Source organism: Micromonospora sp. NBRC 101691 (genome assembly GCF_030269285.1).
GTDB classification, from domain to species: domain Bacteria; phylum Actinomycetota; class Actinomycetes; order Mycobacteriales; family Micromonosporaceae; genus Micromonospora; species Micromonospora echinospora.
The window spans coordinates 534,054-560,405 of sequence record NZ_BSTB01000002.1; the positions used below are offsets into that span (position 1 = coordinate 534,054).

At 72.9% G+C, this 26,352-nt stretch carries 19 protein-coding genes; 13 read left to right on the top strand and 6 right to left on the bottom strand.

Going from position 1 to position 26,352, the window contains the following annotated elements; all coding sequences use genetic code 11:
- Positions 1–27: 27 nt before the first annotated feature.
- Both QSK20_RS06455 and QSK20_RS06460 read right to left on the bottom strand, forming a co-directional pair.
- The gene (locus QSK20_RS06455) at positions 28–843 is read right to left on the bottom strand and encodes an ABC transporter ATP-binding protein (RefSeq protein ID WP_285787618.1); all 816 of its coding nucleotides are present in this window, start codon (positions 841–843) and stop codon (positions 28–30) included.
- On the bottom strand, positions 836–1,735 hold the full coding sequence (locus QSK20_RS06460) for an ABC transporter permease (protein ID WP_285787619.1): 900 nt from the start codon (positions 1,733–1,735) through the stop codon (positions 836–838). The genes QSK20_RS06455 and QSK20_RS06460 overlap by 8 nt, the downstream gene beginning before the upstream one ends.
- Positions 1,736–1,927: 192 nt before the next feature.
- On the opposite strand from QSK20_RS06460, the gene QSK20_RS06465 reads away from it, so the two are divergent.
- The 4 genes from QSK20_RS06465 to QSK20_RS06480 all read left to right on the top strand — a co-directional run bounded on the left by QSK20_RS06465 (position 1,928) and on the right by QSK20_RS06480 (position 6,414).
- Complete coding sequence (locus tag QSK20_RS06465) at positions 1,928–2,539, top strand: TetR/AcrR family transcriptional regulator (protein WP_285787681.1); 612 nt, start codon at positions 1,928–1,930, stop codon at positions 2,537–2,539.
- Between the two features lie 102 nt (positions 2,540–2,641).
- Entirely contained in the window at positions 2,642–3,748 is a 1,107-nt protein-coding gene (locus QSK20_RS06470) for a DegT/DnrJ/EryC1/StrS family aminotransferase (protein ID WP_285787620.1), read from the top strand.
- Entirely contained in the window at positions 3,748–4,791 is a 1,044-nt protein-coding gene (locus QSK20_RS06475; protein ID WP_285787621.1) for a Gfo/Idh/MocA family protein, read from the top strand. Before QSK20_RS06470 ends, QSK20_RS06475 begins: the two co-directional genes overlap by 1 nt.
- A gap of 30 nt (positions 4,792–4,821) precedes the next feature.
- Entirely contained in the window at positions 4,822–6,414 is a 1,593-nt protein-coding gene (locus QSK20_RS06480) for a glycosyltransferase family 4 protein (protein ID WP_285787622.1), read from the top strand.
- A 119-nt stretch (positions 6,415–6,533) separates the two neighbouring features.
- Here QSK20_RS06480 and QSK20_RS06485 read toward each other — a convergent pair whose 3' ends face one another.
- The 3 genes from QSK20_RS06485 to wecB are packed head-to-tail and all read right to left on the bottom strand — an operon-like array spanning position 6,534 to position 11,247.
- Positions 6,534–8,669, bottom strand: coding sequence for a glycosyltransferase (locus QSK20_RS06485; RefSeq protein ID WP_285787623.1), 2,136 nt, complete (start codon positions 8,667–8,669; stop codon positions 6,534–6,536).
- On the bottom strand, positions 8,666–10,099 hold the full coding sequence (locus QSK20_RS06490; RefSeq protein WP_285787624.1) for a glycosyltransferase: 1,434 nt from the start codon (positions 10,097–10,099) through the stop codon (positions 8,666–8,668). The genes QSK20_RS06485 and QSK20_RS06490 overlap by 4 nt, the downstream gene beginning before the upstream one ends.
- A gap of 59 nt (positions 10,100–10,158) precedes the next feature.
- Positions 10,159–11,247, bottom strand: coding sequence for a non-hydrolyzing UDP-N-acetylglucosamine 2-epimerase (gene wecB, locus QSK20_RS06495; protein ID WP_285787625.1), 1,089 nt, complete (start codon positions 11,245–11,247; stop codon positions 10,159–10,161).
- 247 nt (positions 11,248–11,494) lie between these two features.
- Between wecB and QSK20_RS06500 the strand changes: the two genes are divergently transcribed.
- The 7 genes from QSK20_RS06500 (at position 11,495) to QSK20_RS06530 (ending at position 23,003) form a co-directional block, all read left to right on the top strand.
- The gene (locus QSK20_RS06500) at positions 11,495–13,030 is read left to right on the top strand and encodes a glycosyltransferase family 4 protein (protein WP_285787626.1); all 1,536 of its coding nucleotides are present in this window, start codon (positions 11,495–11,497) and stop codon (positions 13,028–13,030) included.
- 112 nt (positions 13,031–13,142) lie between these two features.
- On the top strand, positions 13,143–14,540 hold the full coding sequence (locus QSK20_RS06505; RefSeq protein WP_285787627.1) for a glycosyltransferase: 1,398 nt from the start codon (positions 13,143–13,145) through the stop codon (positions 14,538–14,540).
- Positions 14,537–16,738, top strand: coding sequence for a glycosyltransferase family 4 protein (locus QSK20_RS06510; protein ID WP_285787628.1), 2,202 nt, complete (start codon positions 14,537–14,539; stop codon positions 16,736–16,738). The genes QSK20_RS06505 and QSK20_RS06510 overlap by 4 nt, the downstream gene beginning before the upstream one ends.
- A 156-nt stretch (positions 16,739–16,894) precedes the next feature.
- Entirely contained in the window at positions 16,895–18,328 is a 1,434-nt protein-coding gene (locus QSK20_RS06515; RefSeq protein WP_285787629.1) for a hypothetical protein, read from the top strand.
- 255 nt (positions 18,329–18,583) lie between these two features.
- A complete protein-coding gene (locus QSK20_RS06520) occupies positions 18,584–20,161 on the top strand; it encodes a glycosyltransferase family 4 protein (RefSeq protein ID WP_285787682.1) in 1,578 nt (525 codons plus the stop codon).
- Positions 20,158–21,714, top strand: a complete 1,557-nt coding sequence (locus QSK20_RS06525; protein ID WP_285787630.1) for a glycosyltransferase family 2 protein — start codon at positions 20,158–20,160, stop codon at positions 21,712–21,714. Before QSK20_RS06520 ends, QSK20_RS06525 begins: the two co-directional genes overlap by 4 nt.
- Positions 21,715–21,719: 5 nt before the next feature.
- Complete coding sequence (locus tag QSK20_RS06530; RefSeq protein WP_285787631.1) at positions 21,720–23,003, top strand: nucleotide sugar dehydrogenase; 1,284 nt, start codon at positions 21,720–21,722, stop codon at positions 23,001–23,003.
- A gap of 215 nt (positions 23,004–23,218) precedes the next feature.
- Here the strand turns inward: QSK20_RS06530 and QSK20_RS06535 are convergent, their stop codons facing one another.
- Positions 23,219–23,752: an acyltransferase gene (locus tag QSK20_RS06535; RefSeq protein WP_285787632.1), complete on the bottom strand. Its 534-nt coding sequence runs from the start codon at positions 23,750–23,752 to the stop codon at positions 23,219–23,221.
- 439 nt (positions 23,753–24,191) lie between these two features.
- On the opposite strand from QSK20_RS06535, the gene QSK20_RS06540 reads away from it, so the two are divergent.
- Entirely contained in the window at positions 24,192–24,848 is a 657-nt protein-coding gene (locus QSK20_RS06540) for a response regulator transcription factor (protein ID WP_285787633.1), read from the top strand.
- Between the two features lie 7 nt (positions 24,849–24,855).
- The gene (locus QSK20_RS06545) at positions 24,856–26,340 is read left to right on the top strand and encodes a sensor histidine kinase (protein ID WP_285787634.1); all 1,485 of its coding nucleotides are present in this window, start codon (positions 24,856–24,858) and stop codon (positions 26,338–26,340) included.
- Positions 26,341–26,352 lie beyond the last annotated feature (12 nt).

Consider the following 26,352-nt stretch of genomic DNA (forward strand, 5'->3'; position numbering starts at 1 on the left):
GCTGGGTGACGGATAGTCCGCCTCCGGTCACTTACCGCCCATGTGTGCCTCGTACTCCGCGACCACGTCGGCGGTCGGGCCGTCGGCGCGGATCACGCCCGACTCCAGCCAGATCGTCCGTTCACAGGTCTCCCGGATGGTGCCGATCTGGTGGCTGACCAGGAAGACCGTCCCGGCGCCTGCGCGCAGCTCCCGGACCCGCTGCTCGCTGCGCCGCCGGAACCGCCGGTCACCGGTCGCGAGCGCCTCGTCGATGAGGAGGACGTCGTGGTTCTTCGCCGACGAGATCGCGAAGCGCAGGCGGGCCGACATGCCGGAGGAGTAGGTGCGCATCGGCAACGAGGCGAAGTCGCCGCGCTCGTTGATCCCGGAGAACTCGATGATCTCGGGGGTGCGGCGGCGCACCTCCTCCGGTGGCATTCCCATCGCCAGGCAGCCGAGGGTCACGTTGCGCTCGCCGGAGAGGTCGTTGAGCAGCGCCGCGTTGACCCCGAGGAGCGAGGGCTGGCCCTGCGTGTAGACGGCGCCCTTGTTGACCGGGAGCAGTCCGGCGATGGTCCTCAGCAGGGTGGACTTGCCGGAGCCGTTGCTGCCGATCAGGCCCACCGCCTCGCCCCGGTACGCGGTGAAGGTGACCCCCTTGACCGCGTGCACCTCGCGCACGGTGGGTGCCTGGGTCCGGGAGACCAGCCGCTTGAAGGCGGCGACCGGACTGTGGCTGCCGGCGGCGCCGGCGCCGTGGACCCGGTAGACCACGTGCACGTCGTCGACGACCACGGTGGGGATTCGGGCGCCGTCGGCGGTGACCGCCGCCGAGACGGGTGCGGTGCTGGTGTCAGCCACGGCCGTACTCCTGTTCGCCGCGCCAGAAGTAGAGGTAACCGCCGACGGCCATCACGATGGTCCAGGCGGTGGCGAGCAGCCACAGCTGAGGCGCCGAGGAGGTGAGCGGAGCGTTCTCCATCAGCGCGTGCCGGACCAGCTCGATGTAGATCAGCAGGGGGTTCGCGTGGATCACGGCGACCAGCGCCGAGTTGTCGACGTTCTCGGTGAAGACGTCCACGCTGTAGAGCACGCCCGACCCGTACATCCAGGTGCGCAGGATGAACGGCACGAGCTGCTTGAGGTCAGTGATCTTGGCCCCGAGTCGGGCCATGCCCAGCGCCAGCCCGGCGTTGAAGAGCGACTGGAGCAGCACCGCGGGCACCACCAGCAGCCATTCCAGGGTCACCGGTTCCCCGGTGACCAGGACGATCCCGACCAGCACCACCATCGCCGAGATCAGATGCTGGAGCTGGGTCAGGGTGACCGCGAGCGGGAGGCAGGCGCGGGGGAAGTGCAGGGCCCGGATCAGCCCCAGGTTGCCGCTGACCGCCTGCACCCCGCCGGAGACCGCGGAGGAGGTGAAGTTGTACACGAAGAGGCCCACGCAGAGGTAGGCGATGAAGTTGTCGACGCCCTTCTCGGTGCCGAGGATGACACCGAAGATCAGGTAGTAGACGGCCGCGTTTGTCAGCGGCGTCAGCACCTGCCAGATTCGGCCCAGCCGAGCGGTGCTGAACGACGCCACCAGCTTGGCGTTCGCGTAGGCCGTGATGAAGTGCCGGTAGGACCACAACTGCCGGGTGTACGCCGGCAGGGTGGGCCTCGCTCCGGCGACGCTCAGGCCGTAACGCGCGGCGAGCTGCGCCTGCGTCAGTCCTGAATCCGGATCGGCCACCGCCGTGTTGGCCATGAGTAGGCGCTCCGATCTTCCAACTGTTACGGGATGCGCGCGACTGCGGAGTAGGGGCGCCCGTCGTGCGCCGCCAGCCTCCTCGCTGGCGAGGAAGGTAGTGCAAACCACGTCGCGACGCAACCGTCCCGTCGTTGCGCTACATTGTTCCACGTGACCACCGAGAAGAGGCGTGCTCCCGCGGGCGCGGCGGTGCTCCGTGACGAGATAACCACCGCGATCCGTGGGGCCGTCATGCACGAGCTCGCCGCGGTGGGCTACAGCCGGATGTCGATCGAGGCGGTCGCCCGTCGGGCGGGCGTGAGCAAGGCCGCGGTCTACCGTCGGTGGAACTCCAAGCTCGACCTGGTTCTGGAGATCGTCGCGGCGGTCGCCGGGCAGCGCCTCCTCCTGCCCGACACCGGAGGTCTCCGCAGCGACCTCGAAGCGCTCTTCCTGATCATGTCACGAGCGTTGCGACACAAGCTCGCCTCCCAAATCATCCCCGATCTGCTCGCCGAGGCGGCCCGGAACCCGCAGATCGCGCAGACGCTCCAGGGCGTGCTCCGCGTCAACCAGCAGGCGATGAGCGACGTGCTCATCGGCCGGGCGGTGGAACGCGGCGAGTTGCCCGCCACGGCCGCCGCCGAGACGGCGGTCGATCTGATCGTGGGCCCACTCTACTGGCGGTTGGCCGTCGCGCGGGCCCCGTTCCACCCCGCGGAGCTGCCCCGGCTGGCCGCCGCGGTGGAGAGCGCCCTCCGGGTGGCGTGCGGCGCGCCGGTATCGGATGAACGGGGCGTCGACCTCGTTACGAAGGCGTAAACGACCAAACGGACGAGTGTGATCTCGATACCGCACGAACCACCCGTATCCATACCGGCTAGCATCGCGGCCGGACGAGCTCCAACCGACAGGAGGAAGCCCATGTCTGGGCCCAGTGCAGAGTTCATCCCCCCAGCCCGACCGGTGATCGGTGAGGCCGAGATCGAGGCGGCTGTGCGGGTGTTGCGCAGCGGCATGGTGGTCCAGGGCCCCGAGGTGGCCGCCTTCGAGCAGGAGTTCGCCGACCTCGTCGCCGGGCGGCACTGTGTCGCCGTCAACTCCGGGACGTCGGCTCTGCAGCTCACCCTGATGGCGCTCGGCTTCGGCCCCGGCGACCAGGTCATCGTGCCGTCCTTCTCCTTCGCGGCCAGCGCCAACGCGGTCCGCCTGGTCGGCGCCGAGCCGGTCTTCGTCGACATCGAGCCGGGCAGCTTCTGCGTGGACCCGGCCGCCGTGGAAGCCGCGATCGGACCGCGCACCGTCGGCATCATGCCGGTGCACCTCTACGGTCACCCGGCGGCCATGGACCGGATCATGGAGATCGCCGAGCGGCACCAGCTCGCCGTCGTCGAGGACGCCGCGCAGGCGCACGGCGCCGCCCTGGCCGGCCGGCCGGTCGGCTCCTTCGGCACCGCCGGTTGCTTCAGCTTCTACCCGACCAAGAACATGCACAGCCTCGAAGGCGGCATGATCACCACCGGTGACCCGCAGCTCGCGCGCACCCTGCGGCTGCTGCGGAACCAGGGCATGGAGCAGCGGTACGCCAACGAGATCGTCGGGGCGAACATGCGGATGACCGACGTCGCCGCCGCCATCGGCCGGGTGCAGCTGGGCCAGTTGGCGGAGTGGACCGAACAGCGTCGCGCCAACGCCAAGTTCCTCGACTCCCGGATCACCGGCATGGTCGTACCGCCGGTCGCCGACGACGCCCGGCACGTCTACCACCAGTACACGGTGCGGGTGACCGGTGACCGGGACGCCGCCCAGCGTCGCCTCACCGAGCTGGGCATCGGCAACGCCGTCTACTACCCGACCCCGATCCACCGGCTCACGCCCTACCTCTCCGAGGACGGCACCCCCGGACCGTGGGACCTGCCGGAGACCGAGCGGGCCGCCGCCGAGGTGCTCTCCCTGCCGGTGCACCCGTCGCTCTCCGAGGGCGACCTGGAGCGCATCGCCGAGGGCGCGAACCTGGCCGGTGGTCTCTGATGGGCGCCGGTAAGCAGCTCCGCGCCGGGCTGATCGGGCTGGGCGCGATGGGGCGTAACCACGCCCGCGTACTCTCCACCCTGGACGGCGTGGAGCTGGTCGGCATCGTCGACCCGGCCGGCGACCCGACCGGGCAGCTGCGCGCCCCGGTGCTCCCCACCCTGGAGGAGCTTCTCGCCCTCAAGGTCGACTACGCCGTGGTCGCCTGCCCCACCGCCCTGCACGAGGGCATCGGTCTGGAGCTCGCCGCGCACGGCGTCTGCGCGCTGATCGAGAAGCCGCTGGCCCAGTCGGAGGCGGCCGCGCTGCGCCTGGTCGAGGCGTTCGAGTCGGCCGGCCTGGTCGCCGGCGTCGGCCACATCGAGCGGTACAACCCGGCCCTGCAGAACCTCCGCGTCCGGCTGGAGGCCGGCGAGCTGGGCGAGGTGTTCCAGGTGGTCACCCGGCGGCAGGGGCCGTTCCCGCACCGGATCGCCGACGTCGGCGTGGTGATGGACCTGGCCACCCACGACATCGACCTGACCAGTTGGGTGACCGGTCAGGAGTACACCTCGGTCTCGGCCCGGACGGTCTCCCGGAGCGGCCGGCTGCACGAGGACATGGTCTCGGCGATCGGGCAGCTCCAGGACGGCACGATGGTCAACCACCTGGTCAACTGGCTCAGCCCGCTCAAGGAACGGTCCACGGTGATCACCGGTGACCGGGGCTGTTTCATCGCCGACACGCTCACCGCCGACCTGACCTTCTACGCCAACGCCGCCATCGACATGGAGTGGGAGGCGCTGCGTACCTTCCGGGGCGTCGCCACCGGCGACATGGTCCGGTACGCCATCCCGAAGCGCGAGCCGCTGCTGGTCGAGCACGAGCGCTTCCGGGACGCGGTCGAGGGGAAGGAGAGCGACATCGTCACCCTCCGGCAGGGCCTGCGCACCGTCCAGGTCGCGGCCGCGCTGCTCGAATCGGCCGCTGCGGGCGTCACCGTCAACGTCACCGACGTGCCGACCGGGACCGGCAGCCCCCGGCAGGCCGCAGTTCCGTCCTGACCGGCGTTCCCCCGACTGGAGAGAACAGTCATGGATCCTGGCAACACCTCTCCCCGGGCCACCCGGGGGCGGATCGTCATGCTGGTGGACAACGGGGTGCACGGCGACTCGCGGGTCCAGAAGACGGCCCGTTCGGCCGCGGCCGCCGGCTGGGACGTGGTCCTGCTCGGCATCCTCGGCGCCACCGGCGGGCCCGACACCTGGTCGATCGGGGACGCCACGGTGCGCCTGGTCCGGGTGCCCCGTCCACTGGGCCAGCATCCGACCCAGTTCCACCGGTCGCTGCGCCGTCCGCTCGCGTACCCGCCGGGGCGGCACGCCGGCTACCGGGTGCAGCGGATGAAGGCCTGGCAGGCCGACATCGCCGAGCGGCGGACGGCGGCGGCCGTCCGCCGTGGCGGGTCCCTGAGCCAGCGGGTCGGCGGGCTGCTGCTGACGCCCGCCCAGCTCACCGCGCGGGCGCTCGGGCTGTGGACGAGGTTCCGGGCCGGCGAACTGCGCCGGCTGCACAAGCACCAGCAGAATCCGGACGCCCTCCTCACCCGGGCCTCCATCCGGTTCTGGCAGCGGCTCCTCGGGCCGCGTAGCTGGCGCCGGCTGGACCGTGGACTGTGGGACTACGAGCTCGCCTTCGGTCCGGTCATCGACGAGTTGCGGCCGGACATCATCCACGCCAACGACTTCCGGATGATCGGGGTCGGCGTACGCGCCACCCGCCGGGCCCGGGCCCGTGGGCGGAACACCCGGCTGGTCTGGGACGCCCACGAGTTCGTCGCGGGCGTGCTCGGCCGGGCGGACAACCCCCGTTGGCTCCCCGCCCAGATCGCCCACGTCGAGGAGTACGTCGGCGCGGCCGACGCGGTCGTCACGGTCTCCGCGACCCTGGCCGAGCTGCTCCAGCGCACGCACCGACTGCCGGTACGCCCGGAGGTGGTGCTCAACGCCCCGCCCCGACCGGTGGTCGACCCGGCCGACGGCTCGCTGGACGTCCGCGCGCGGTGCGGCGTCGGGCCGACGACCCCGCTGCTCGTCTACTGCGGTGGGGTGAACCCGTCCCGTGGCGTCGACCTGATGATCGACGCCCTGGCACACCTGACCGACGTGCACGTCGCGCTGGTGACGTTGCACCCGACCGCCAACAACGCGGCCTCCGAGGCGCTGCGGGCCCGCGCGGCCGCCGCCGGCGTCGCCGACCGGGTGCACCTGCTGCCGTACGTGCCGCACTGGCAGGTCGCGGCGTTCCTGGCCAGCGCGGACGCCGGGGTCATCCCGATCCACCACAAGCCCAACCACGAGCTCGCCCTGATCACCAAGTTCCTGGAGTACTCGCACGCCCGGTTGCCGATCGTGGTCAGCGACGTACGCACCATGGCGGAGACCGTGCGGGAGACCGGCCAGGGCGAGGTGTTCCGCGCCGAGGACGTCGCCGACTACGTGCGCGCGGTCCGGGCGGTGCTCGCCGACCCGGGCCGGTACCGCGCCGCGTACGACCGGCCGGGACTGTTGGAGAGCTGGACCTGGGAGGCGCAGGCCGAGGTGTTGGAGGGCGTCTACCGGCGGCTCCGCCCCGACCTCTCCGTCTCTCCGGGCGACCGCGCCGCCGTCGCCGCCGTCTCCGGCTGACCGGGGCGGCCGCTTCGGCGGCTGCCGTCCCACGTCGCCGCCGCGCGGCCCGGCAGGTTCCTGCCGACGACGGGGCCGGTCCACCTCCGCACGGAGGTGGACCGGCCCCGTCGTCTAGTTCAGCGGGGGTGCGGCAGGAAGACCTCGTCGAAGCCGTGCTGGACGACCGGCCAGTCCCAGGTCTCCGTCGCGTGGGTGGCCGCCGCCGCCCCCGCCGCCCGCCAGGTCTCCTCGTCGGCCGTGGCGGCCCGGATCCGGGCCGCCGCCTCCTCCGGGGTGCCGACGACCCACTCGGCCGGGAAGAGCGTCCTGGCCCCGGTGGCGCGACGGGCGAAGAAGGGCCAGTCCCGGACCACCGGGACGGCGCCGCTGGCGGCCCCCTCGACCAGCGCGCAGTGGAAACTCTCCCGGACCGAGGTGCTCAGGATGACCCCGATCCTGGTCAGCATCCCGGGAACGTCGTCGGTCTGGCCGACCCGGGTCACCGCGCCGGTGGGTTCCAGCTCCGCCAGATCGGCCGTGAGCGCCTTCTGGTACTGGCGGACCGATTCGCTGGCCTGGGCGTCGAGCCCGCCGCCGACCAGGAGCAACCGGTACCGTTCGTCCTCGACGCGGAGCCGCCGCAGCACCTCGATGGCCCACCGGGGATCCTTGGCGACCGCGCTGACGCCGACCAGGCCCAGCGTGAACCGCGCCTCGGGGTCCTTCGGACGCCGGTAACCGGACAGGCCCATCGCGTTCGGGACGACCCGGAGCCGGGGCGCCTGCTCCCCGGTCAACGTCGGGACCACCTCGCAGGTCAACTCGCGCAGGTGGTCGGAGACGAAGACCAGCTCGTCGACCCGGGAGAAGTCGATCAGGTGCGGCCAGAAGCTGAACGTCTCGAAGCTGTGCAGCCGCATCACCACCCGGGTGTCCCCGGGATCGACGCAGGTCGTGATCGCCGCGGCGGCCACGCACCAGTCCACGAAGAGCGTGTCCGCCCAGTCCAGGTGCGGTCGCAGCCACTCCTCGACCCGGTTGCCGTACTCGCTCTGGCCGGCCAGGAGGTGCTCGACGATGCCGCCGGCGTTGCGGGTCAGCGGGGCCGCCACCGGGTCGTCGGCCAGGTGCAGGTAGCGCAGCTCCACCCCGGGCAGGTCGGCGTACCGCTGCCGGATCTCGGTGAGGAAGTGCGCGCTGCCGTTCGTCATGATCAGCAGCCGCAGCGGCCGGTCCGCCGGTGGCGCGGCGGCGGGGGTGACCCGGCCCCGGGGCGCGGTCACCCGCTGTGCGGCCGCGCTGGCCCGCAACGGTGCCAGGAACTCCGCCGGCCGGTCGGCCAGCGGCGACGTGAGCTGGTCGAAGTGGATGACGCGGTGGAACAGCAGGCGCATCGCGCGGTAGAGCGACTGGGCGGACTTGCGGGTGTTCTTCCGGGCCAGGAAGTCGTCGGCGACCGCCAGTTCGGCGGTGACCGCCTCGGTCAGGCAGACCGGCACCCGGCCCAGGTCCAGCTCACCGTTCGCCTCACGGGTCAGCAACGACGCCCGGTTGCGACGGTCCATCCGTGCCGCGGCCGCGGTGGACGCGGCCACCGCCAGGCCCGGCCGGCCGGCCTGCACCGAGCGTACGTGCACCCGGTAGGCGAGCGCGCCGCGCACCCGCTCGGGCAGCGCGGGAGCGCCGACCACCGAGCGCCAGAGGTGCCCGCCGGCCCGGCTGCGCAGCACCGCCGGGGCCATGGTCGCCTCCAGGGACTCCTTCACGCCGGTCACCGCCGCCCGACGGGCACTCCGGGTCAGGATGCCGGCCCGGGCCGACACCCCGCTCCAGGCGGCCCGGGAGGCGGGACGGTACGTGCCCTCGTGCCGCGCACGCACCACCTTGCTCGCCGCGCCGAGGCCGTGGCAGGCGTCCGCCCGGGGCTGCCGCTGGGCCATCTCCCACACCGTGTGCACCGCCGTGCCGTCCACCGCGACGAGGACGTCGGCCTGCCGCACCCGGCGGCGCACCCAGGGGTCGCGCCAGGCGCGTAGCCAGAGGGCCCGGGACGGTTGCGGGGTCCGGGCCAGCGCCCGGCGCAGCCGGGGGTCCTGCGCATCGGTGGCCAGCGGACGCACCTCGGCGATCCCGGGGTCGACCCGGAGCGCGTCCGCCGGGAAGTCGCCGACCACGCCGACGGTGGCACCCCACCCGTGGAAGCGGTGCAACGCCTCGACGAGTACCGCTTCCTGCTGCGGCCGGTCACCGACCACGATGAGCACGTTGATCATGCCTGCCCGCCCTCGGTGCTGGAGTTGTCGTTCGGTCCGGCCGTGGTCGCCGTGCCGACGGTCGTCTCGATCGCCTCGGCGACGGCCGGGGCGAGCTGCGCGCCCCGGGCGTACCGTCGGGCGTTCGCCCGGGCCTCGGCCCGGTCCGCGTCGGTGGCCTTGACTGCCAACCGGGCGGCCTCCGTGAACGAGGCCGCGAGCCGACGCGGGGCCAGTCCCACCGCCCCGGTCCAGAGCGGGTGGCCGGCGAGCACCGTGCTCGCGTCGTGGTCCACCTCGTGCGCGGAGAGCACGGGCAGCCCGCTCGCCGCGTACTCGTACACCTTCCCGGAGGTGACGAACCGGCCGCCGACCAGCATCAGCACCAGCGCGTCCCACCGGCCGTAGGTGGCCGCGACCTCGGCCTTCGGCACCGGCCCGCCGAAGACCACGTCGTCGGCCGCGGCGGCCCGCAGCAGCTCCATGTGGGCGTTCGCCTCCCGCAGCGCACCCGCGCCGATGTGGCCCCGCACCTCGAACCGGCTCCGGGCGAGCAGCGGCTCCTCCCGCCGGGCCATCCGCCAGGCGGTGAGCACCGAGTCCAGCAGCGCCGGCGCGAAGTTGATCGAGCCAAGGTAGCCGAAGGTGAGCCCCGCCTCCGGATCCGGCCGGTGCGCCGTGGCCGGCACGCAGTCCTCGTCGTAACCGTTGCGCACCACCCGGACCCGGTCGGCCACCGCCGGATGGCGTTCCCGGTAGAACTGGGCGATCGGCTCGTTGACACACCAGACCGCCCGCGCCTCGGCCAGCACCCGCTGCTCCCAACGGCCGGCCGGGGAGTCCGGCGCGAACGCGGCCCCGCCGCCGATCACGTCCACGGACCAGCCGTCCCGGAAGTCCACCACGTACGGCACCCGGTGTTCCTGCCACAACCGCCAGGTCGCGGCGAGGTTGACGTAGGGGGCGCAGGTGGTCATCAGCAGGTCGGCGGCGTGTTCCTGGTGCACCCGCAGCACCGCCTTCTCCAGCTCCGGACGCCAGCCGCCGAAGACCGGCTCCGGGAAGACCTTCAGCTCCTGCCTGCGCTGCTCGTCGATCCACTGCTGGGGCCGCAGCGACCGCGCCTCGGAGAAGGCCCGGATGTCGGTCTCCAGGTCGGTCCGGGCCAGGGGCAGTCCGACGATCCGGATCCGCGGATCGACCCCGGCGGAGAGGGTCCGGTCGAGACCGTACTCGCGTTCCCAGGACTCGTCGGCGAGGGTGATGACGGTGACGTCCCAGCCCCGGGCGGCGAACTGGTTGGCGGTCTCCCGCATCCGGTAGGCCGAACTCTTCGCCGCCGGTGGGAAGCCGATGGCCAGGTAGATCACGTGCGGACGGGCGCCCCGGCGGGGCCGGCCACGACCGCCCCGCCCGAGGCGGGCGAGGGAGAGGGGGAGTCGTTTCTGCATCCTGTTGCTGACCTCTTCGGCAGGGTGAGGGGGAACTGCGGTGTCGGTGCCCCGACAGGTCAGGCGAGAGCGTCGGCCAGGACGCGGACCACCCGTTGCGCGGCGCGTCCGTCGCCGTACGGCTCGCCACGTGACGCGGTCGGCGCGCTCCGGGTGGCGATGGCCGCCCAGTTGGCGGCACCGAGGTCGTGCGGGTCGGGCACGAGCCGGTTCCAGTCGCCGTCGAGGGTCTCGGGCCACTCGGTCTGCGCCCGCACCGTGGTGCACGGCCGGGCGAGCAGGTAGGCCTCCTTCTGCAGGCCACCCGAGTCGGTCACCACCCCCGCCGAGCCGAGCACCGCCGCCACCATTCCCGCGTACGGCAGTGGCCGCCCCACCCGCAGCGCGCCCCGGTCCAGCTTGACGCCGTGCTCCTCGGCACGGGCCCGCAGCCGTGGATGGGCGAGCAGGGCCACCGGGAGGGGGAGCCCGGCCAGCGCGTCGACCAGGGCGGCCAGCCGGTCGGGGTCGTCGGTGTTCTCCGCCCGGTGCAGGGTGGCGACCAGGTACGGTTCGGCCCGGTCGATCTCCTCGGGAAGGTCCGGCGGCGGCTGCCCGCCGGCGAGCACCGTGTCCCGTACGGTCCGGCAGACGTCGACCATGACATCGCCGACCAGCACCGACCGGTCGGCCAGCCCTTCACCGGCCAGGTGCCGCATGGCCTCCTCGGTCGGCGCGAGGAGCAGGTCGGCGGCGTGGTCGGTGAGGACCCGGTTGTGCTCCTCGGGCATCCGCCGGTTGTAGGAACGGAGGCCGGCCTCCAGGTGCGCCACCCGGAGGTGCTGCTTCACGGCCGACAGGGCGCCGGCGAGTGTCGAGTTGGTGTCGCCGTAGACCAGCACCCAGTCGGGGCGCTCGGCCGCCAGCACCGGGTCGAGCGCGGCGAGGGCCTGCCCGGTCTGTGCCCCGTGACTGCCCGAGCCGATGCCCAGGTGCACGTCGGGGGCCGGGATGCCCAGCCCGGTGAAGAAGACGTCGGAGAGGTCGGCGTCGTAGTGCTGGCCGGTGTGCACGATCACGTGCTGGTGTCCGGTTCCGGCGAAGGCGCCGGCGATCGGGGCCAGTTTCACCAGCTGGGGTCGGGCGCCGACGATGCTAACGACCTTCACGAGGCTGTACTCCAGGTTGATGGGGGAGGCGCCGACCGGATGCCGGGTCGGGCACCGGACCGCCAGCGTGGACGGGCCGACCGGGGCCTGGCCGGCCGAGACCCGACGTAGGGGAGTCTAGCCAGTGTCATCAGGTCACTACCGTAGACTCGCCAGGCCCGGCGAAGGCGCAGACGACGGAGGGGCGCGTAGCTAGATGGTGTCCGAGGTTACCGGCGACGTCCATCGCGCACGTGGACGAATCGTCATGCTGGTGGACAATGGCGTCAACGGTGACTCCCGGGTGCAGAAGACCGCAAGGTCGGCCGCTGCCGCCGGCTGGGACGTGGTCCTGCTCGGCCGGTCACCGTCCGGTCTGCCGGAGAGCTGGTCGCTGGGGGACGCCCAGGTGCGGCTGCTTCCGGTGCCCGCCAACCTGGCCAAGCACCGTCACCAGTACCGCCGGCGCTGGCTGCGGGCACCGTTGGCGTACCCGCCCGGCGGCCTGGCGGCACACCGGACTCAGTGGGTGCGGGCCTGGCGGGCGGACCTCGCCGTACGGAGCGCCCAACGGGGATCGTCACCCCGGCTCCGGGCCGAGGAGACCGCGGCGGGCCTGCTGGAGCGGTGGGTCGCCTTCCGGGTGGCCCAGCAGGGCCGCTCGCCGCGCACCCTGCACGGTCCCTGGGACCGGGCGTGCACGGCGTTCTGGCAGCGGCTGCTCGGTGATCGCGCATGGCGGCGGCTGGCCCCGGGGCTGTGGGACTGGGAACTCGCGTTCGGGCCGACGGTCGACGCGTTGAAGCCCGACCTGATCCACGCCAACGACTTCCGCATGCTGGGCGTGGCGGCGCGGGCGAAGACGCGGGCCGCGGCGCGGGGCCGCCCGGTGAAGGTGGTCTGGGACGCGCACGAGTTCCTGCCGGGGGTACGCCCGGTCCGGCACAACGCCCGGTGGCTGCCGGCGCACGTCGCGCACGAGCGCGAGTACGCCCCGTACGCCGACGCGGTGATGACCGTCTCGGAGTCGCTGGCGGACCTCCTGCGGACGACCCACGGTCTCGCCGAGCAGCCGGACGTCGTGTTGAACGCCCCGGCGGCCGACCACGGTGAGCCGGTCGGGGCGGAGTCCACGCCCGACCTGCGCGCCCGCTGCGGGGTGCGACCGGAGACGCCGTTGCTGGTCTACAGCGGGGCGGCGGCGGAACAGCGCGGGCTCGCCACGATGGTGGAGGCGTTGCCGCAGCTCGACGGTGTGCACGTCGCCTTCGTGGTCAACAAGCCGGACAGCCCCTACCTCCAGGGACTGCGGGCCCGGGCCGCGGAACTCGGCGTCGTCGACCGGGTGCACGTCCTGCCGTACGTGGCGCACTGGCAGGTGGTGCCGTTCCTGGCGAGCGCGGACGTCGGGGTGATCCCGATCCACCACTGGCCCAACCACGAGATCGCGCTGATCACGAAGTTCTTCGAGTATTCGCATGCGCGACTGCCGCTGGTCGTCAGTGACGTCCGGACCATGGCGGAGACTGTCCGTTCGACCGGACAGGGCGAGGTGTTCCGGGCCGAGGACGTGGCGGACTACGTCCGGGCCGTCCGGGCGGTGCTCGCCGACCGGCAGCGTCACCGGGCGGCGTACGACCGGCCGGGTCTGCTGGAGAGTTGGACCTGGGAGGCGCAGGCGAAGGTGCTGGACGACGTCTACACCCGCCTCCTCCCCGGTGCCGCCCGCCCGTCCGGCGGCGCCGGTCCGACCGAGCCGGCCGGCCCCACCGTCGGCGCCGGACCCTTCGCGCAGGTCGGGTGAGACCGACCTGCTGTCACGATGGTGATGGTGGGAGTCGCGGCCGGACGCTTCTCCCTGGCGCCAACGGCCCCGGCATCGGGCGGGGCCGCGACCCTCAACAGAAGAAAGCACGATGCGACAAGACATCAAGTCGACCGACCCCACCGGATCGAGTGGATCCCCGGCCGGAGCGGCCGCCGTCGACAAGCCCGGCGGGCGGCCGCTGCGGGTGCTCTACCTGTCGTTCTTCTTCCCGCCGAGCCGGGCGAGTGGTGTCTTCCGCGGTCGGGCCACGGCCAACCACTTCGCCGAGGCGGGCTGGGACGTGACCGTGATCACCGCACCCCGCGAGTTCTTCAGCTACCACCTGGAGGGGGGCGGTGACGAGACCCTGGAGGCGACCGTCGACCCCCGGGTACGGGTCGAGCGACCGCCGATGAACACCTACCACTGGGAGAACGACGTCCGTCGGTTCAACCGGCTGCGCAGGTCGTTCCCGGTGCTGACCGACCGGATCTACCGCCGGATCCAGAGCACGTTCCTCCCCGAGCACTACGTCGGGTGGATTCCCGGGCTGCTGAGTCGCGCGTTCAAGCTGCACGCCCGGCGTCGCTTCGACCTCGTCGTCGCCACCGGCAACCCGTTCGTCTCGTTCGCCGCGGCCTGGGCGCTGGGCCGGGCGTGGCGGGTGCCGTACGTGGTCGACTACCGGGACGCGTGGACGTTCAACCAGTTCACCGAACAGGTGCGGTTCGGCGAGGGCACCCGGACGGCGGCCTGGGAGGCCCGGGTGCTGCGGGACGCGGCCGAGGTGGTCTTCGTCAACGACGGCATGCGGCAGTGGCACGCCGAGCGGTACCCCTTCGCCGCGGACCGGATGACCGTGGTGCCCAACGGGTGGGAACCGGAGTTCGTCGGCCGCCCCGCGTTCCAGCCACCGGAGCCGGACCGTCCGCTGCGCTTCGGTTACCTCGGCACCGTGACCCCCTACCTGCCGATGGACGTGCTCTTCGAGGGCTGGCGGCGGGCCCGTACCAACCCCCTGCTGGCCGATGCGGAACTGCACATCCACGGCCACCTGGGCTTCTTCGCCCAGTACGCCGAGTCGCTGCGGGACCAGCTGACGCGGCACGAGAGCGTCGGCGTCCGGTACCGGGGCCCGTTCGGCAAAGCCGACGTCGCCCGGGTGTACGAGGAGACCGACGCGCTGGTCTTCTGCGTGCCCGGCGCGAAGTACGTCACGTCGGGCAAGGTCTTCGAGTACATGGCGTCCGGTAAGCCGATCGTCTCCGTGCACCGGCCGGACATCGCCGCGACCGAGGTGCTGGAGGGTTACCCGCTCTGGTTCGCCGGCGCCCGGTTGGACGCGGACTCCGTGGCCGACTCGTTCGTCCGCGCCGCCAAGGCGGCCCGGGAGGGCGACGAGTCCCGGCACGCCGCCGCCCAGGAACATGCCGAGAGATACACCCGGAGCGCGACGCTCGGGCCCTGGGAGGCCCGCCTTCGGGCGCTGGTGAAGGAGACCCGTTGAGCGCGAACCCCCGCAAGGCCGTCTACGTGGCGCTCGGTCCGCACCGGGTGCGGGCGGCCGAACGGCAGACCGCCGAACTCGTGGCCGCCGGTACGCAGGTCGTGCTCGTCGCCCCCGACCTGCCCGAGTGGGCCGACGTCGACCTGCCGGCGGGCGTGCCGGTGCACCGCGTCGGCGGCGCGGACGCGCGTGCCACCTCGCGGGCGGCCCGGCACCTGCTGCGCGCCTCGGACGGGCCGCTGCGGGACGCGGACCTCGTGGTCGCTGGTGACGCCTACGCCTTCCCGGCGGTCTGGGAGGCCGCCCGCCGGGACCTCGTCGTCGCCCTCGAACCGGTGGCGGAGCCGGGACGCCGTCCCGCCCCCGCGGACCTCGCCGTCGTCACGCCCTGGTACCCGTCGCCGAACAACCCCCTGGCCGGGGCGTTCGTCGAGGCCACGATCGGCGCCGTGCGCGGAGACCACCCACGGATCTCCATCCTGCACACCGAGGACTGGCCCTACCGCTACGACGTCCCGACCGCCGAGGCGATCAGGGTGGCGGCGGAGCGACTGACGGGCCGGCTGGCCGGACCCGGGGTGCGTGACACCCCCGCTGGTGAGTTGACCCGGGTGCCGGTGCCGATCTCCTCCCGCCGGGAGTACGCGACGTGGGCGCTCGCCCACGTCGCGGCGATGCGGCAGGCCCTGCCGACCGGCCGGATCGAGGCTCCGGTCGTGCACGCGCACACCGGCATCTACGGCGGGGTGGTCGCCGCCCGTCTCGCCCGGCCGGAGGCGCGGGTCGTCGTCACCGAGCACGCCAGCTTCCTGCGACCGATCTTCCAGCAGGCGGCGGCACGTCGTCTCTACGAGGAGGCGTTGCAGCGCGCGGACGTCTTCCTCTGCGTCAGCCAGCACCTGCGCGACGAGGTCTGCGACCAGTTCCCGCACCACGCCCACAAGGTGCGCGTGGTGCCGAACGCGATCGACTTCGACGGCTTCGCGATGCGCCCGGACCCGCCGCAGGACCTGCTCCGCTGGCTCTACGTGGGGCGGTTGAGCGAGCAGAAGGGCGTGCACATCCTGCTCTCCGCGTTCACGGCGGTCGCGGCCGAGGAACCGCGCGCCACGCTCACCCTGGTCGGCTCGGGGCCGCTGGTGGAGCGGGTGCGTGAGCTCGCCGGGCGCAGCGACCTCGCCGGTCGGATCGACCTGCGCGCCGCGGTGCCACCGGCCGAGGTCCCCGCGCTCATGCGGACGCACGACCTGCTGGTGCACGCCAGTCCGGCGGAGACGTTCGGCATGACGGTGGTGGAGGCCGTGGCATCGGGTACGCCGGTGCTGGTGGCGGGGAGCCAGGGCCCACAGGAGACCCTGAGCGGGCTGAACGGCCGGGCGGGCCTCCTCGTCGAGGTCAGCGACGACCCGGCGGTCCTCGTGGACGGCTTCCGGACGCTCCGTGGACGCCGGCACGAGCTGGATCTGCCGGCCGCCCGGGCCGTCCTGGTCGAGCGGTACGGCCGGGCCAGCGTCCGGGCCCGGCTCCAGGAGGTGTTCACGGCTCCGGAGGCCGGGCCGGCGGGCGACGTCACCCCGGCCGCCCCGGCCACCGCTCTGGTCGCCACCACCCCGTCCGCGCCGGCCCGGGTGACCGACGCGCAGGCGGCCCGGGTGGTGCTGGTGGCGATCAGTCCGCCGCAGTTCAAGCTCGTCCGCGAGTACGTCGACCGGGTCCTCGAACGGGGGTACGGCGTCGACGTGATCACCAACGATCCGGAGCAGTGGCGCCGGTCCGACGTCGACGAGCGGGTGCGGCTCCTCCCGTTGGACGCCGCGGAGCGGCGTCGGCCACTGCTCCGGGCCGAGCGGTTGGTCGTCTTCCGGGTTCCCGGAAAGGTCTTCTCGGTGGCCAAGAAGCGGGCCCGCAGCAGCGAGACCCTCTGGCCGGAGCTGGTCGTCTCCAACCTCCAGCGCACCCACGGCAAGATGGCCAAGTCGTTCCACACCTCCGTCTTCTACGCCGGCTACCGCCTGGTACGGCCCAAGGTGCTGTGGCGGATCGTGCAGCGCGACGTGCTGCCGAAGCTCGACCTGCCCGCCACCGAACGGGTCGTGGTCGCCGGCGTCTACGGGGTGACCATCGGGTGGCAGTTGGCCCGGCGGCGACCCGGCATGACGGTGACCACGTCACTCGTACCGCCGGAGTCCCGGAGCTGACGACCGGTGTCGGGGCGTGACCTGCCTCTGGTCACGCCCCGGCAACTTCCCTGACCCGGTCCGGTGGTCGCGGCCGGTCTACCATCGACCCTAACTTCCTCCAGCCCAGCCCTCGGACCAGCCGAATCGCCGAGGAAACAACCACTTAGGAAGCTCGTGGCGACGCGTCCTCCGCTTGTCAGCGATCAGCCCCAGGAAGACGCCCCGACGGCGTCGCGCCGGCACCGGCTGGCCGCCCTCCGTCGCCCCTCGGGCATCGTCCTCACCTCTCTCGTCGCCGCGTACGTGCTCGCCCGTCTGTTCCTCCTGACGCGCGGCGCCCCCTACCGGGCCTACGACTCGGGCTCCTACGCGGGCCGGCTGGACCAGTCGGACCCGACCGCCACGTTGTCGTTCACCGGCAGGTCGCCGAGACTCTGGGGCACGCCGTTGCTCTACTCGCTGGCCGACTCGGACCGGACCCGGATCGTCCTCCAGACGCTGGTGGCGATCGTCGCGTGGGTGGTGCTGGTGGTCGCGCTCTGGGTCTGTCTGCGCAGCCTGCTGCCCCGCGTGGTGATGGCTGTCGCCCTCTTCGGGCTGGCGCTCACGCCCCCGGTCTACCTCTGGGACCACGCGCTGCTCTCCGAAGCGCTCTCCATCAACCTGGGGCTGCTCACCGCCGGTCTGCTGGTGCTCTGGCTGCGGACCGGGTCCCGGATCGCCCTGGTCGCGATGACGGCGAGCACGGTGTGGTGGATCTTCACTCGACAGGACGTGCTGGTCTTCGTCGGGATCCTCCTGCTGGTGCTCGCCGGGTTGGCCTGGCGCAGCCGGGAACGTCGGCGGCTCGCGCTGGCCAGCCTGGCCGTGCTGCTCGTGGCGCTGGCCGGCAACGCCGTGATTTTGGACCGCACCGACGGGGCCTTCCAGAAGTGGAGCGCCTCGGGCCTGCCGCAGACCGAGGAGACCTTCCTCTACCGGTTGACGGCCCAGATCATGGACGACCCCAAGATGCGCGCGACCTACTACGAGGAACTCGGCATGCCGGTCTGCCCGGGCGCCGAGATGGTGGGCTCCCGGGTCCGCTACCAGATCTCCTCGATGAGGAACGCCTACGAGAACTGCCCGGACCTCGTGGCCTGGGCGGACAAGTACAAGTTCTCCTCGGGGTACCGGTACGTCCTGGCCGACCCCGGGCACTACCTCGCCATCACCGGCCGGATCCTGCCCGAGGCGCTCAACGGCCCGCTCCCGAACGCCTACGGCACGACCGTGCCGCTGCTCCCCGCGCCCGTACGGGCGGTCTACTTCCCGGCCCGGGACCTGGTGCTCCCGTTGGGCGCGGCGGTGGCTCTGCTGGCGGTCGTCCTGGGCCTGTGGGGCGGGGCCTGGCGGCGTCGGCGCTGGCTCATGGTCGCGGGGGTCGTCCTCATTCCGGTCAGTCTGGTCAGCGTCCTGGCCAGCCTGATGTTCTCGGCCGGCGAGTACAGCCGCTTCGGCATCCAGGAGGCGATCTACCTCCGGATCGTTCTGGTGCTGCTGGTCGCCGCCGTGGTGGACGCGGCGCTCAACCGCTCGGCGGAGAAGGCACCCCGGGACCTTCCCTGACCGGTCCGATCGCCCGCCGACGGACAGATGCCCAGCTCGGAACAGGGGCGCTGGCGGGCGGTCCGACCCGAGGCGAGGTGGCGGTCGGAGCCGGACGGCCTACCGTAGACTCGCCAGGGCCAATGGGCGGATTCCCGGCGTGCCGGCCGGCCGTGCTCGCCGCGCGGGCCCTTCGCCCACCATGCAGTCCGCAGAGAGGCAGAGAACGGCAGAATGGCATTCGACGGTGCCACGCAGTTCCGTGGACGGGTTGTCATGCTCGTGGACAACGGTGTCAATGGTGACTCGCGGGTGCAAAAGGCCGCCCGCTCGGCCGCCGAGGCCGGCTGGGAGGTCATCCTGCTCGGCCGTTCCCCGGTGGACCAGGAGCGCACCTGGCTGCTGGGCGACGCGCAGGTCCGCCTGCTCGCCATGCCGGCCCCGCTGGCCCGCCGCCGGCACGAGTTCCGCCGGGCCTGGCTGCGCTGGCCGCTGGCGTACCCGCCGAGCGGGATCGCCGCCCACCGCGCACAGGCCGTGAAGGCGTGGCGTGCCGATCTGACCGTCCGGGCCGCGCAGCTCGCCGTCGCCGATCCGGCCACGCCCCGCCTGGCGCTGCGCCGCCGGGCGCTGAAGGCCGAGGAGTTCGCGGCGAAGCTGACCCGCACCTGGGTCTCGGGGCGGTACTGGATGCTGACCCAGGCCCGTACCCGGCGCCGCTTCCGTAACCCCTGGGACCGCGCGTACACCAAGTTCTGGCAGACGGTGAAGGGCGACGGCGCGTGGCGGCGGCTGGAGCCGGGCCTGTGGGACTACGAGCTGGCCTACGGGCCGGTGATCGACGAACTGCGGCCCGACCTGATCCACGCCAACGACTTCCGGATGCTCGGGGTCGCCGCCCGTGCCAAGATCCGTGCCGCCGCCCAGGGGCGTGAGATCAAGGTGGTCTGGGACGCGCACGAGTTCCTGCCCGGACTGAAGCCGTGGCAGGACAACGCCCGGTGGCTGCCCGCGCACCGGGCCCACGAGCGGGAGTACGCCCCCTACGCCGACGCGGTGATGACCGTCTCCGACGGCCTGGCCGAGCTGCTGCGCCGCGAACACGGACTGGCGTCCATGCCGGACGTGGTGCTCAACGCCCCGGCGGCGGACCACGGCGAGTTGGTCCCGGACGCGCCCGCGCCCGACCTGCGTGCCCTCTGTGGAGTCGGCCCGGACGTGCCGTTGCTGGTGTACAGCGGGGCGGCGGCGAAGCAGCGTGGCCTCGACGTCATGGTCGACGCGCTGCCGCAACTGCCCGGCGTGCACGTCGCGCTGGTGGTCAACAAGCCCGCCGGTCCGTACGTGACCGGGGTGCTCGCCCGCGCGGCGCGGCTCGGCGTCGCCGACCGGGTGCACGCCCTGCCGTACGTGGCGCACTGGCAGGTGGTGCCCTTCCTCTCCGGGGCGGACGCCGGGGTGATCCCGATCCACCACTGGCCCAACCACGAGATCGCGCTGATCACGAAGTTCTTCGAGTACTCGCACGCCCGGTTGCCGATGGTGGTCAGCGACGTGAAGACGATGGCCGGTACGGTGCGCTCCACCGGCCAGGGCGAGGTGTTCCGCGCCGAGGACGTGGCCGACTACGTCCGGGCCGTCAGAGCGGTGCTCGCCGACCCCGAGCGCTACCGGGCCGCCTACGACCGTCCCGGCCTGCTGGAGAGCTGGACCTGGGAGGCGCAGGCCGAGGTGCTGGACGCCGTCTACCGCCGGCTCCTGCCGGGCCGGCCCGGCCCGACACCGCCCGGGACGCACCCGGCCCCGGCCGTGGACCCAGCGGCCGACTGGCCGGCGGTGGGGGCCGGCGCGTGACCGTCCCCGACGTGACCGTCATCACCGCCGTCTACAACACCATGCCCTACCTCACCCGGTGTCTGACGTCGGTGCTGGAGCAGACGATCGGGCTCGACCGGCTGGAGGTCGTCGCGGTGGACGACGGCTCCACCGACGGCAGCGGCCGGGAGCTGGACCGGTTCGCCAAGGCGTACCCGGGCACGGTGAAGGTGATCCACCAGGCGAACTCCGGTGGCCCGGCGAACCCGAGCAACCGCGCGTTGGAGATCGCCACCGGCCGGTACGTCTTCTTCATCGGATCGGACGACTACCTCGGCCCGGAGGCGCTGGAACGGCTCGTCGCCGCCGCCGACCGGCAGGACGCCGACGTGGTGCTCGGGCGGATGGTCGGGGTGAACAGCCGGTACATCCACCAGGCGATCTTCGAGTCGACCCAGTCGGACGTCGACCTGTTCACCTCGCCGCTGCCGTTCTCGCTGTCGAACACCAAACTGTTCCGGCGTGACCTGGTCGAGCGGCACAAGCTGCGCTACCCGGAGGACATGCCGGTCGGCAGCGACCAGCCGTTCACCATCGAGGCCTGCTACCGGGCCCGGCGGGTCTCCGTGCTCGCCGACTACGACTACTACTTCGCGGTGCGCCGGTTCAACGCGCACAACATCACCTACAAGAGCCGGCACCTGGAACGGCTGCACTGCGCCGAGTCGATCATGGACTTCGTGGGCGGGCTGATCGAGGCCGGCCCACGCCGGGACGCCGTGCTGCTGCGCCACTTCGCCTGGGAGGTCGCCCGGCTGCTGGAGAACGACTTCCTGGGGTTGGACCGGCCCACCCAGGCCAGCGTCCAGGCCGGGGTGCGGTCGTTGGCCGAGCGGTACCTCACCGACACCATCCGCGACCAGCTCGGCATCGAAACCCGGGTCCGGCTCGCCCTGGCCTGGCACGGCGAGCTGGACGACCTGCTCGCGGTGATCCGGCTGGACGCCGACCAGGGCAACCCGCCGACGGTGGTCGAGGACGACCGGTGGTACGCCGACTACCCCGGCTTCCGTGACCCCCGCCTCGGCATCTCGGACCACTGGTTCGAGATCACCGGCAACGCCGCGGAGTGGATCGCCCGGCTCGACACCGTCCAGGTCGCCTTCGAGGGCTCCCGCACCCTCCTGGTGACCGCCCGCAGCCCCCGTCCCGACCTGCCGCACCTGGCCTCCGCGTTGAAGGTGATGGCGGGCGAGGTGCCGGCGGAGACGACCGAACTGGTTCCGGACATCACCGGCACCACCATCCGGGCCCGCATTCTGTTGCCCGCTCTCCTCACCGACCTGGCCCCCGGCGGTAAGCTTCGACTCATCCAGGCGCGGATCGACGCGTTCGGTACGACCGGGACGGCCCCCCTGCGCGGTCCCCGTCGGGCGGTGCCCCAGCGTGTGGTGGTCCGCCGGGGCGCGCGTCTGCACGTCCTGACCGCCACCATCAACCACAAGGGTCAACTGATCGTCGCCGTAGCACCTGTGACGCCACGCCGGGTGATGGCCCGCCTGCGGCGCAGGCTCCCACTAGGAGGAAAGTAGTAGACATGAACATCTGCGTCGTCGCCCTCGGGAAGATCGGACTGCCGCTGGCCGTGCAGTTCGCGACGAAGGGGCACCGGGTTCTCGGTGCCGACGTCTCCGAGCGGGTGGTCAGCCTGGTCAACGACGGTGCGGTGCCGTTCCCCGGGGAAACCGATCTGGACGTCAAGCTCAAGGAGGTGGTCTCGGCCGGTCTCCTCTCGGCCACCACCGACACCGCCGCCGCGGTGGCCGACAGCGAGGCCGTCGTGGTGGTCGTACCGCTGTTCGTCGACGCCGAGGGCGTGCCGGACTTCGGCTGGATGGACGACGCCACCCGGGCCATCGCCGCCGGACTGAAGCCGGGCACCCTGGTCAGCTACGAGACCACTCTGCCGGTCGGCACCACCCGCAACCGCTGGGCGCCCATGCTGGAGCAGGGCTCCGGGCTCACCGCCGGCAAGGACTTCCACCTGGTGTTCAGCCCCGAGCGGGTGCTCACCGGCCGGGTCTTCGCCGACCTGCGCCGCTACCCGAAGCTGGTCGGCGGCATCGACGAGGCGTCCGCGGCGCACGGCGTGAGCTTCTACGAGTCGGTCCTCGACTTCGACGAGCGCGCCGACCTCGACCAGCCCAACGGCGTCTGGGACCTCGGCTCCGCCGAGGCGTCCGAGCTGGCCAAGCTCGCCGAGACCACCTACCGGGACGTCAACATCGGGCTGGCCAACCAGTTCGCCCGCTTCGCCGACACCGTCGGCGTGGACGTGCTCAAGGTCATCGCGGCCTGCAACAGCCAGCCGTACAGCCACATCCACTCGCCGGGCATCGCCGTCGGCGGGCACTGCATCCCGATCTACCCCCGGATGTACCTCTGGAACGACCCGGCCGCCACCGTGGTCCGGTCCGCCCGTGAGGCGAACGCGGCGATGCCGGACTACGCCGTCGACCTGCTCGCCGCCGCGTACGGCGACCTCACCGGCGCGGAGGTGCTGGTGCTCGGTGCCGCCTACCGGGGCGGGGTGAAGGAGACCGCCTTCTCCGGGGTCTTCCCGACGGTGGAGGCGCTGCGCGCCCGGGGTGCCCGGCCGTACGTCTCGGACCCGATGTACACCGCCGAGGAGCTGACCGCGCACGGGCTGCCCGCCTACAACGGTGAGCGGGTCACCGCCGCGGTCGTGCAGGCCGACCACGCCGAGTACCGTTCGCTGGCCGCCAGCGACCTGCCCGACGTGCGGGTGCTGGTCGACGGCCGGCGGGTGACCGACCCGGCCCGCTGGGCCGACGTCCGGCGCGTCGTCATCGGCGGCTGAGCCGCAGCGGCCCGCCGCGCCGCGCCCGAGGTCGACACGGACCCCGACCGATTCCGGTCGGGGTCCGTCCGTGTCGTCTGCGGCCCGCACGCGTCAGCCGCCACGTACCGCACGACGCTCACGTGCCCACTGCTCGCCGGTGCACGCTCGCGCCGGGTGGTAGCAGGGGCCCCCTGCACGACAAAAAGCGGTAACAGGGGGCCCCTGCTACCACCTCAGGCGCGGGCGGGCGGATTGGCCGGGTCGCGGGAGACGACCTCGCCCTTCTCGTTCACCCAGCCCTTCGGCCGGGCCGGGTTGCCGGCGACGAGCTGGTACGGGGCGACGTCCCGGGTCACCACCGAGCCGGCGGCGATCATCGCGTACTCGCCGACCTCGATCCCGCAGACCAGGGTCGCGTTCGCGCCGATGGAGGCGCCCCGACGCACCAGGGTCGGGGTGATCTGCCAGTCCGGGTTCTGCGCCCGGGGCCGGAAGTCGTTGGTGAACACGGCGCACGGGCCGACGAAGACCTCGTCCTCCAGGGTCACCCCCTGGTACACCGAGACGTTGTTCTGGACCTTGCAGAGGTCCCCGATCACCACGTTGCTGTCGACGTAGACGTTGCGGCCGATCACGCAGCCGCCGCCGATCCGGGCGGTGGACCGGACGTGCGCCAGGTGCCAGACCTTCGTGCCGTCCCCGATCCGGGCGCCCTCCTCGACGTCGGCGGACGGGTGCACGAAGACCTGGTCGGTTCCTTGGCTCATGAGCTCCACTCACAGTGTTCGCAGGGCGCGGGGCGCGCCGGTGTGACGCACGTCCGGCGGCCGGCGGGACGGACCCCGCCCGGCGTCGTCGCGCGTGCTCGGTCACCGCGGTCCCGGCGGGACGCCAGGGAGCACCACGGCAGCCGGAAGCATAACCGGCGGCCCCGCCCACTCCGGACGCTTACCCGCACGGCCGCCCCGGCGGAGTGTCCCGGCGGTACGCGGGCGACCGGCCGCCCCGCCGGCCGTTCCTCCACCATCGGTGCGGCCTCACCGGCCGTGCCACCACCGCCGGTGCGGCCCCACCGGCCGTGCCACCACCGCCGGTGCGGCCCGCTCGCCGACCACCGGCCCGGTGCCCTCCCGGCCAGGGGTGTCGCCGGGCCAGCCGGTCTGGCACCATTCGCTGACCGGGGGCTCAACGGCGGAGGGGGTGCGGGTGCGGGTCCTGCTGGTGGAGGACGACCGCCGGGTGGCGGCGGCCCTGTCGTCGGCGTTGGGCCGGCGGGGCTACCAGGTCGAGCACGCCGCGACCGTGGCGGCGGCCCTGGCCGCCGCGCCGTGCGACCTGGTGCTGCTCGACCTGACCCTGCCGGACGGGGACGGCACCGAACTGTGCCGGGAACTGCGGCGGCGCAGCGCGCAGATCGGCATCATCGCGGTCACCGCCCGGGGCGAGGAGCGGGACCGGGTGCTCGGGCTCCGCCTCGGCGCGGACGACTACGTGGTGAAGCCCTTCTCCATGGTCGAGTTGCAGGCGCGCATCGAGGCGGTGCTGCGCCGGGCCGCCCGGGCCGCCCCGGAACCGGACCGGATCACCGCCGGTGGGCTCCGGATCGACGTGGCCGCCCGTACGGTCACCGTCGACGACCGGCCGGTCGCCCTGACCCGCAAGGAGTTCGACATCCTCGTCTCGCTGGCCCGCCAGCCCGGCACGGTGGTGCCACGCGAGCGGATCCTGCTCGACGTCTGGGGCACCACCTGGGCCGACCGGCACACCGTCGAGGTGCACGTCGGGTCGTTGCGGAGCAAGTTGGGCGACTCGCGCCTGGTGGAGACCGTGCGCGGGGTCGGCTACCGGCTCCGGGGCGAGTGAGGTTCCGGTGCGCCGTCGGCTGGTCATCAGTTACCTGCTGCTGATGGCGTTGGTGCTGGTGGCGCTGGAGACCCCGCTCGCGGTGACCCTGGCGAACCGGGAGACCGACCGGGTCCGCGCGGACCGGCTCGCCGACGCCACCCGGTTCGCCTCGCTCGCCGGTCCGGCCCTGCGGGGCGGCGGCACCGGGCAGCTCGACGGCGAACTCGCCAGCTACGAGAAGCTGTACGGCATCAACGCGGCCGTGGTCGACCGGGAACAGCGGACGGTGGCGGTCTCCGCCGGCTACCGGTCGTCGCCGGACACCGAGCTGGCGTTGCGGGTGGCGCTCTCCGGTCAGCAGTTCACCGGCACCGAGTCGGTCTGGCCCTGGGTGGACGGGCCGATCGTGGTGGCGGTGCCGATCAACGACGGCGGCGAGGTGCTGGGCGCGGTGGTCACCACCAGTCCGGTCGACGCGGTACGCCGTGCGGTCACCACCTGGTGGCTCGCGCTCGCGGTGATCGGGCTGCTCGCCGTGCTGGCCTGCGTGCTGACCGCGTTCGGGCTGGCCGGTTGGGTGCTGCGTCCGGTCACCGAGTTGGACGCGGTGACCCACGAGATCGCCGAGGGGGACCGCACCGCCCGGGTGCAGCACCGGCTCGGCCCGCCGGAGCTGCGTCGTCTCGCCGCCGGTTTCAACCACATGGCCGACGTGGTCTCCGACGTGATGGACCGCCAGCGGGCCTTCGTCGCGCACGCCAGCCACCAGCTCCGCAACCCGCTCACCGCGCTGCGGCTGCGGGTGGAGGAGCTGGGGCCGAGCCTGACCGACCCGGAGGGGCGGGCCGAGCACCGGCTCGCCCTGGAGGAGACCGACCGGCTGGCCCAGGTGCTCGACGCGCTGCTCACCCTGGCCCGCGCCGAGCGGGAGGAGAACCGCCTGGTCACCGTCGACGCGGTGGCGGTGGCCGCCTCCCGGGTGACCGCGTGGGAGCCGCTGGCCCGCCGCCGGGCGGTCACGCTGCGCCTGACCGCCGCCTCCGCGCCCCGGTACGCCCTCACCGTGCCGACCGCCATCGACCAGGCCCTGGACGCGTTGATCGACAACGCGGTGAAGTTCAGCGGTCCCGGCGGCGCGGTGACGGTGGACGTCGAGCCGGACGAGGACGGGGTGACCGTGGTGGTCGGCGACACCGGTCCGGGCATGACCGACAGCCAGCTCGAACAGGCGACCGAACGGTTCTGGCGGGCCCCGGACGCCCAGAACGTCGAGGGGGCCGGGCTCGGGCTGACCATCGTGGCCGTGCTGGTGGACGCCTCCGGTGGGCATCTCACCATGCGTCGGGGCGATCCCCGGGGCCTGGTCGCGGAACTGTGGTTCCCGGCCGCGCCGTCCGGCGACGGCCACCCGGCGGGGGACGACCACCCGGCTGGGGAAGGCCCGCCGGCTGGGGACCGCCTGCCGGACGTCGAGGGCCGACCGGGCCTCCGGAAACCGGCGGCGACCTGAGCCTGCCCTCCG